Below are 7,777 nucleotides of genomic sequence, written 5' to 3'. Positions count from 1 at the left end.
TAATGTTTGCAGATTTCTTTATTAAAAGACCGGTCTTTGCTAGCGTCTGCGCCTTAATTATCATTTTGGTAGGTGCAATTAGTATTCCGAGCCTGCCTATCGAGCGCTTCCCCGACATTAGCCCTACCCAAATTAACGTCAATGCTAACTATAGTGGGGCAAGTGCGGAAATTGTCGAAAACGCCGTTACTAACATCCTAGAAAGGCAAATCAACGGCGTTGAAGGACTCAAATATCTAACTTCCAGTAGTAGTAACGATGGTACCAGCACCATTACAGCTACCTTTGACCCGTCACGTAACAAAGACATCGCCGCCGTCGATGTTCAAAATCGAGTGGCAGTTGCTCAACCACAACTACCAGATGCCGTACAACGCACAGGAGTTAGAGTTACAAAACAATCTACCAGTCTGCTATTAGCCATCGGCTTATTTACAGAAAATAAAGAATACGACACCATATTTTTAAGCAACTACGCTGACCTCTATTTAGCTGATGCCTTAAAGAGAGTAAAAGGCGTTGGCGAGGTGCGAATTTTTGGGGAAAGACGCTATGCAATGCGCTTGTGGATCGATCCCAATAAATTAGCAGCGCGCGGTTTGACAATGCAAGATGTAACCCGGTCACTTAACGAACAAAACTTACAAGTTGGTGCTGGGAGAGTTGGTCAAGAACCGGCTCCACAGGGGCAAATGTATCAAATTGACTTGCGTGCGGAAAGTCGTCTGAAAGATCCAGCAGAATTTGAAGAAATTGTCTTAAAAACTGAGGCAAATGGAACCTTAGTTAAATTAAAAGATGTCGGAAGAGCAGAACTTGGAGCAGAAAATTACAACTCTTTTCTGCGATTTCGCGGCAATGATGCAGTAGGTTTAGGTATTTACCAACTGCCGGGAAGTAATGCTTTGAATGTTGCCCATGCAGTCAAAGCAGAAATGGAAAGACTCGCTGTTGGTTTCCCTCCCGGTTTGATACATAGAGTAGCGCTAGACACGACTTTATTCGTAGAAGAGTCGATGGCAGAAGTAGTCAAGACATTATTTGAAGCAGTCTTGCTAGTGGTGATAGTGATTTTTGTGTTCTTGCAAGACTGGCGCACAACTATTATTCCTACCATCACAATTCCAATTTCTTTGATTGGGACATTTGCCTTTATCAAAGTTTTCGGATTTACGATTAACAGCTTATCTCTGTTTGGTCTGACATTGGCGACGGGATTAGTAGTTGATGACGCGATTATTGTAGTAGAAAATATAGATCGTCTGATTCGCCAAGGTATGAATCCCCGCCAAGCGGCTTTCGAGTCAATGCGCGAGCTTTTTAGCGCTGTAATTGCAACTTCTTTAGTATTGATGGCAGTGTTCGTGCCAGTGGCATTTTTTCCCGGAACAACGGGAGCACTCTATAAACAATTTGCGCTGACAATTGCCTTTTCTGTACTGCTTTCTACATTTATTGCTATTACTCTCACGCCCTCCCTTGCAGCTATATTACTGCGGCCAGGGCAGAAGTTTAGCGGCCCTGTGGGTTGGTTTTTTGGTCGTGTTAATAGCGGTCTCGATTGGATGCAGCGGCAATATCGGCAATCCTTAATATTTCTAACAGGAATTAAAACTATTGTCGCCCTCGCATTCATAGCTTCTTTGGGAGTAACAGCTTGGCTTTATTTGTCAGTACCAACAGCGTTTATCCCGGAAGAAGACCAGGGCTATTTTATGACAATTATTCAAGGGCCCCAAGGTGTTTCGCTGCAATACACTCAGAAAGTAATGGATCAAGTAGAACAAGAAATCCTCAAACTTCCTGAAGTTGTCGGGACATTTTCAGTAGGTGGCTTTGGTTTTAGCGGCAGCACTTCTAACCAAGGCATTATATTTACTACGCTTAAAGCCTGGAAAGAACGTCAAGGAGAAGAGCAAACTGTACAAGCAATTATTGGCCAGTTACGCGGCAAGTTTTTAGCTATTCCAGAAGCTAGAGTTTTTCCTGTAAATCCGCCGGCAATTCAAGGATTAGGTCAATTTGGAGGCTTCCAATTCCAATTGCAAGACCGCAAAGGTAATAGCGGTTTAGATGCTCTAGTTCAGAGCATGGGTGGCATTTTAAAGCAGGCTAATCAAACACCGGGATTGCAAGCAGTATTTAGTACATTTGCGGCGAATACACCTCAATTAATTGTGGAAGTTGACCGCAATCGAGCTAAGGCTTTAGATATTCCCATTGATGATGTTTTCAGTACCTTACAAACGGCTTTGGGTTCCCAGTATGTGAATGATTTTAATCTCCAGCAGCGCAATTATCGGGTATATGTGCAGGCCGATAAACAGTTCCGTGCTAATCCTGAAGATATTGGCAAATTGTACGTCCGCTCAGGAAAAAATGAAATGATTTCTTTGAGCAATTTGGTGAAGCTAACTCCGGTGGTAGGAGCGCAAACTGTAAACCACTACAATTTATTTAGGTCAATTGAAATTAACGGCGGGCCGGCTCCGGGAGCGAGTTCTGGACAGGCTATCAAATCGATGGAAAAGGTGGCAGCTCAAGTTTTACCCGCAGGTTTTGGTTATGAATGGTCGGGGACTTCTTTAGAAGAAATTGAGTCGGGAGGTCAAGCACCGATTATTTTCGGTCTGGGGCTGATTTTTGTGTTCTTAGTTTTGGCGGCTCAGTATGAGAACTATGTCGATCCCTTCATTATTCTGCTTGCTGTTCCGTTGGCGATTTTAGGCGCTCTTTTAGCTCAGTCGTTGCGAGGTTTAGCGAATGATGTTTATTGCCAAATTGGTTTGGTGATGTTGATTGGATTGGCAAGTAAAAATGCGATCTTAATCGTGGAGTTTGCTAACCAGTTACGGGAGCGGGGATATCCAGTTGCTAAAGCAGCAGTTGAAGCTGCTCAAGAGCGTTTACGACCGATTTTGATGACTTCTTTATCATTTATTTTAGGTATTGCTCCCCTCGTTAACCCAGAAGGTGCGGGGGCTGCAAGTCGGCGATCGCTAGGGAATGCGGTCGCAGGGGGGATGATTGTTTCTACTTTCTTGAGTTTGTTTATTGTCCCGGTTTTGTATGTGGTGATTGTCTCGGCTCGCGATCGCTTTAAGAAGCGCGAACAGCCACAACATCCGCCAGACGGTAACATGAGTTTGGATGGAAAAACTGATTTACGAGAGGAGGAAAAACGGGATAAAGTGTCACCGTTTTAGGAAGGAGGAATCCAGTCTCGATCGCAGATGCAGTCGTCTTTACTATCCCAATCAAATACAGACTGGGAAACTTTTAGCACAATTTACATAGGAGCCCCATGAGCACGATCGCTACTAAGGATGGTACACAAATCTATTACAAAGACTGGGGTACAGGACAACCCGTTGTCTTCAGTCACGGCTGGCCGCTGAGTGCCGATGCTTGGGAATCGCAGATGTTTTTTCTCGCCTCGCACGGTTATCGCTGCATCGCTCACGATCGTCGGGGTCATGGGCGATCGAGTCAACCCTGGCACGGCAATGAGATGGACACCTACGCTGACGATCTGGCGGAACTCTTTGAGGCACTCGACCTTAAGGATGCGGTGACGATCGGACACTCTACTGGCGGTGGCGAAGTAGCGCGGTTTATCGGGCGACACGGAACATCACGGGTTGCCAAAGCAGTTCTCATGGGCGCAGTACCGCCGATCATGGTCAAGACGGAGGCGAATCCGGGTGGCCTGCCTATTGAGGTCTTTGACGGTTTTCGGGCCGCGTTTTTGGCTGACCGATCGCAGTTCTTCCTCGATGTGGCTAGCGGCCCGTTTTTCGGCTTCAATCGGCCCGGTGCCAAAGTCTCTCAAGGCCTGATCCAGTCCTGGTGGATGCAAGGCATGATGGCTGGTCATAAGAACGCTTATGACTGCATTAAGGCGTTTTCGGAAACAGATTTCACCGAGGATTTGAAGAAGTTCGACGTGCCAACGCTGATTATTCATGGCGATGACGATCAGATCGTACCGATTGGCGCTTCTGCCCTATTGTCTGCGAAGTTGGTCAAGAATTCGACTTTGAAGATATATCCGGGCGGGTCGCATAGTCTGGGTGACACGAGTAAAGACCAACTCAACGCCGACCTGCTGGAATTCCTCAAGTCCTGATGCAATGCGCGGATCTGAGAACTCACGAACAACACTTAATAACCATGAAAAAACTAGAAGGCAAAATCGCAGTCGTCACAGGTGCGTCTAAAGGTATTGGTGCAGCGATCGCTAAACATCTGGCAGCCGAAGGTGCAGCAGTTGTCGTTAACTATTCATCCAGCAAAGAAGGGGCCGATCGCGTGGTTGATGAGATTGTTAGCAATGGCGGTAAGGCGATCGCAGTCCAGGCAAATGTTGCCAAAAAAGCAGAGATCGAACATCTTTTTTCAGAAACGCAAAAAGCATTCGGCAAGCTAGATATCTTGGTCAACAATGCTGGTATTTATGAATTTTCCCCATTGGAAAGCATCACGGAAGAACACTTCTACAAGCAATTTGACCTCAATGTGCTGGGATTGATCCTCACCTCACAACAAGGGGTAAAGCTCTTCGGGCCAGAGGGCGGCAGCATTATCAATATTAGTTCAGTTGTCAGCACTCTCGCGCCCCCGAACGCCTCAGTTTATAGCGCTACCAAAGCGGCCGTTGATGCCATCACAAAGTCTCTCGCCAAAGAACTCGGTTCACGCCACATCCGCGTCAATTCCATTAATCCTGGGATGGTGGAAACGGAAGGTACGCAGACAGCGGGAATTGCTGAGAGCGAAGGTCGCAAACAAACTGAAGCGCAAACCCCCCTGGGTCGAATCGGACAGCCGCAGGACATTGCCCCTGCCGTCGTTGAGCAGAGAGTTTTGAAGTTGAAGTGTGAGAGTCATGTAATTCTCAAGACTAGATTAAAACCGCAACCAAACCTGCTACTTTCTATTAAAATTACTGCAAAAGCTCAATGGGGTGCTGTGATGAAAACTAAAATTTTTCCACCATTAGCATTACTATTTTACGCTTAATTAGGTACACCTACTTAATAATCCAGATGGCTCAGACAACCCCGCTGGGAGGGAAAAAAACCGCCGCGTTGAATTAATTATTAAAAATTAGGAAAATATAATTTAAGCTTTTACGCATTTAATTCGGATATTAATTAATGATTGCATAAGGCCCATTTCGCAATACCTCAGCTAATTCATCATTATTATCTCGCAAACCTTGGTAAAAAAAGAAGGTCTCACCTTTAATTCCACAAGCACGATTGTAAGCGATTGCCTGCAACAAATGCTCAGGACTAATTCGGTAAGACGTACCCCTACTTACCAACAAAATTCCCGGAGAAAAACACTCCAATTGCTCAGAATTAAATTGTAAAACTAATCGATCGATCAGTTGTTTATAACTATTAAAATCGCGCCGATATAATTGCGGGTGAATCATATCCACCAACTTTCTCTCAACCCAAGCTTTACTATCTTGCAAATATTCAATCAAACCCCAATCATAAGGACTTGGCGACATCGATACCAACAAATTTGGATTAATCGCTTTCACCTCCCGATACAGACGAGCTAAAAAATCAGTGATAATATCCGCACGCCACTGTAACCATTGCCCATTTTTAGCATTCTGCGGCGGATCGCGATCGCACATCTGGCGGTAAAGCTCAACAGTCTTACCATCGTACCCACCTTCACAGGGAAGTGCAAAGCGATCGTCACCTTGAACCCCATCCACCTCGTAATTCTTCGCCACTTCCAACACTAAACTCAGCAAAAAATCCTGCACTTCCCCATCTAACGCATTCATCCACTCAAAATTATTCTTCTTAAGCAAATTGCCATTACGATCGACCGCCTCCCATTCCGGTTTCTTCGCCAACAAATGGCCGCCATTAAGATTATAAGAACTTACAAATCCATATTCAAACCAAGGAATTACCTTAATTCCTACCCGTTTCGCCTCAACAATCATTTCCGCTAAAGGGTCGCGACCTTTGTAGCGCGAGTCAATCTCAACCCCAAATTCCTTCCTCATAATTTCAGAAGGATAAACCGTAAAACCCTTACTCCAAACCACAGGAAATATTACATTAAATCCCGTTCTTGCTAAAAAATCTACAGCCTCACTAATGCGTTGCTTAGAATTAAGAACCTTGCAATCAGTATTCGGTATCCAAACACCCCGGATTTCCATATAGAACCCATTTGAGATCTAAGAGTGAGGTCTAAGCTGTCAATTGCTTTACTTACATCCTGTTTCCCCAGACCTTAACAAAATAGAGAAATGCTGGTCTTGGTTAAAAAATCGCATTCGTAAACAATTGGCTCAGTTTGATTGTTTACGAGATGCGATCGAAGATGTTTTACGTTTTGTGTCCTAACCGACGAAAGCGGTTGCTATAACTCTGATTAACTTCCAGTTTCGACAGAATTATGAGGTTCGGGCGTAGTTTCTGACCCTGAAACTGTTTGTTCAGGTACTATTAAGGTTTCAGCAGGTGGTGCGATCGCCTTTGGCACAACAGGCGATTCCCTTGGAGTCTCAGCAGCAGTTTTTGGGGTGACTTCTTGCGGTTCAGGTACAAGCTTAGCCGCATCCTGGGATTCTCCAGGCGATCGCACTTCTGGTATCGGTGCTTTATCTATTATCTCTGGCAGCGTTGGTACGGGAGTAACAACAGGTTCTGGCGTTGGTTCCGGGGTTGGTTCCGGGGTTGGTTCTGGTTTAGGAACAACAGGTTCTGGCTTTGGTGCTGGTATTTTAGCTGTGTAATGGGGATCGACGATCCTACCAACATCAGCAGCAGTTAGTTCGCCTCGCACTAACTTAGAAAGGGTATCTTGACCTGAAGGTTCATAGGTAATTACCCTAACTGTATTATTAAAGGCGTTTTCAACCGGGTTTCCCTGTTCGTCTATAAATTCGACTTGCACCCAATTTTTGCCGGGTGTAAAGCCTTTAAGATAGATAGCTTGCCACTCATCTGTGAGGAAACTTTCGCCGTTGATTGTGACCCGAATCTTCCAGTCAACTATTTCATCTTGAGGATTTTCTTGGGCTACTAAATGTAGGGGAGCATTAGTCAAGTAGAAATCTAATCCAATTGGCTCTGCCCCATAGCTTCCTTGAGGTTGGCTATAAGTTAACAGAGGCAAAGCTCGATCTGGATTATTGTCTTGGGTTTTGGTGAACAGATGAAAAGTAGTTTGAGCGTAAGCGCCTTCATTTTTAAAGCTCTCACCCCAAGGACGGACGGCAAAGGCTCGTAGGGTGTGCGTTCCAGGTTCTAAATCGGAGAGAACTAATGGTTGGGCAATGTTGTAAATCTGTTTGTAAGGCTGGTTATCTAGAAAGACTTCCAGGTGGGGGCCCAAACCCAGGTCAGCATCTTTGAAAATAGGCAAGTCTTGAACTTGGAATCTGACTGTAACAGTATTATCCTTCAGAAATTCATCTGGCCTCGGACTCAATATCTTTACTTGAGGCTGGTAAATTTCGAGGGTCTGACGCAGTTGTTGAAAGGCTTCTGGGGGAGAAACCTCTGAAATTTTTTGAGCCTTGCTTGCCGCCCAAGTACGATTGGGGAGCGATTTGGGCAATTCTGAAATGCGATCGCTGCAACCAGCCAGACTCAATACTAAAACCGCTGCCGTCAAAGATGCCAGCAGCCTTCGCATAGCCATCCACCAACAATTGATGCCAAACACGCAGCCATTCTCCTAGAACCTGTGCATAAGGGAACTATAGCTGAAAAGGGTGAATAGGAAAGAT

General features: G+C 45.2%; 5 protein-coding genes and 1 pseudogene. 4 read left to right on the top strand and 2 right to left on the bottom strand.

Annotated elements, in window-relative coordinates:
• The 3 genes from OSCI_RS15520 to OSCI_RS15510 all read left to right on the top strand — a co-directional run.
• Positions 1–3,206: efflux RND transporter permease subunit (locus OSCI_RS15520; protein ID WP_007355966.1), on the top strand; the 3,206-nt coding region annotated here is incomplete at its 5' end.
• Positions 3,207–3,304: 98 nt separating this feature from the next.
• Positions 3,305–4,129, top strand: coding sequence for an alpha/beta fold hydrolase (locus tag OSCI_RS15515; protein ID WP_007355965.1), 825 nt, complete (start codon positions 3,305–3,307; stop codon positions 4,127–4,129).
• 44 nt (positions 4,130–4,173) lie between these two features.
• Complete coding sequence (locus OSCI_RS15510; protein WP_007355964.1) at positions 4,174–5,022, top strand: SDR family NAD(P)-dependent oxidoreductase; 849 nt, start codon at positions 4,174–4,176, stop codon at positions 5,020–5,022.
• Between the two features lie 130 nt (positions 5,023–5,152).
• Here OSCI_RS15510 and OSCI_RS15505 read toward each other — a convergent pair whose 3' ends face one another.
• On the bottom strand, positions 5,153–6,199 hold the full coding sequence (locus OSCI_RS15505) for a glycoside hydrolase family 10 protein (RefSeq protein WP_007355963.1): 1,047 nt from the start codon (positions 6,197–6,199) through the stop codon (positions 5,153–5,155).
• A 37-nt stretch (positions 6,200–6,236) separates the two neighbouring features.
• On the opposite strand from OSCI_RS15505, the pseudogene OSCI_RS28555 reads away from it, so the two are divergent.
• Positions 6,237–6,386 (top strand): annotated as a pseudogene (locus OSCI_RS28555) (transposase); the annotation flags it as partial.
• A gap of 28 nt (positions 6,387–6,414) precedes the next feature.
• Here the strand turns inward: OSCI_RS28555 and OSCI_RS31015 are convergent.
• Complete coding sequence (locus tag OSCI_RS31015; RefSeq protein WP_007355961.1) at positions 6,415–7,713, bottom strand: hypothetical protein; 1,299 nt, start codon at positions 7,711–7,713, stop codon at positions 6,415–6,417.
• Between the last annotated feature and the right edge of the window lie 64 nt (positions 7,714–7,777).

Source organism: Kamptonema sp. PCC 6506 (assembly GCF_000180455.1).
GTDB classification, from domain to species: domain Bacteria; phylum Cyanobacteriota; class Cyanobacteriia; order Cyanobacteriales; family Microcoleaceae; genus Kamptonema; species Kamptonema formosum.
Note: the sequence above shows the minus strand (reverse complement) of the source record. Positions and strands in the feature narration are given on the sequence as shown.

Bases quoted from the DNA above. Each gene is read 5' to 3' on its own strand.
- OSCI_RS15515 (WP_007355965.1), top strand. From the start codon at position 3,305: ATGAGCACGATCGCTACTAAGGATGGTACACAAATCTATTACAAAGAC.
- OSCI_RS15510 (WP_007355964.1), top strand. From the start codon at position 4,174: ATGAAAAAACTAGAAGGCAAAATCGCAGTCGTCACAGGTGCGTCTAAA.
- OSCI_RS15505 (WP_007355963.1), bottom strand. From the start codon at position 6,199: ATGGAAATCCGGGGTGTTTGGATACCGAATACTGATTGCAAGGTTCTT.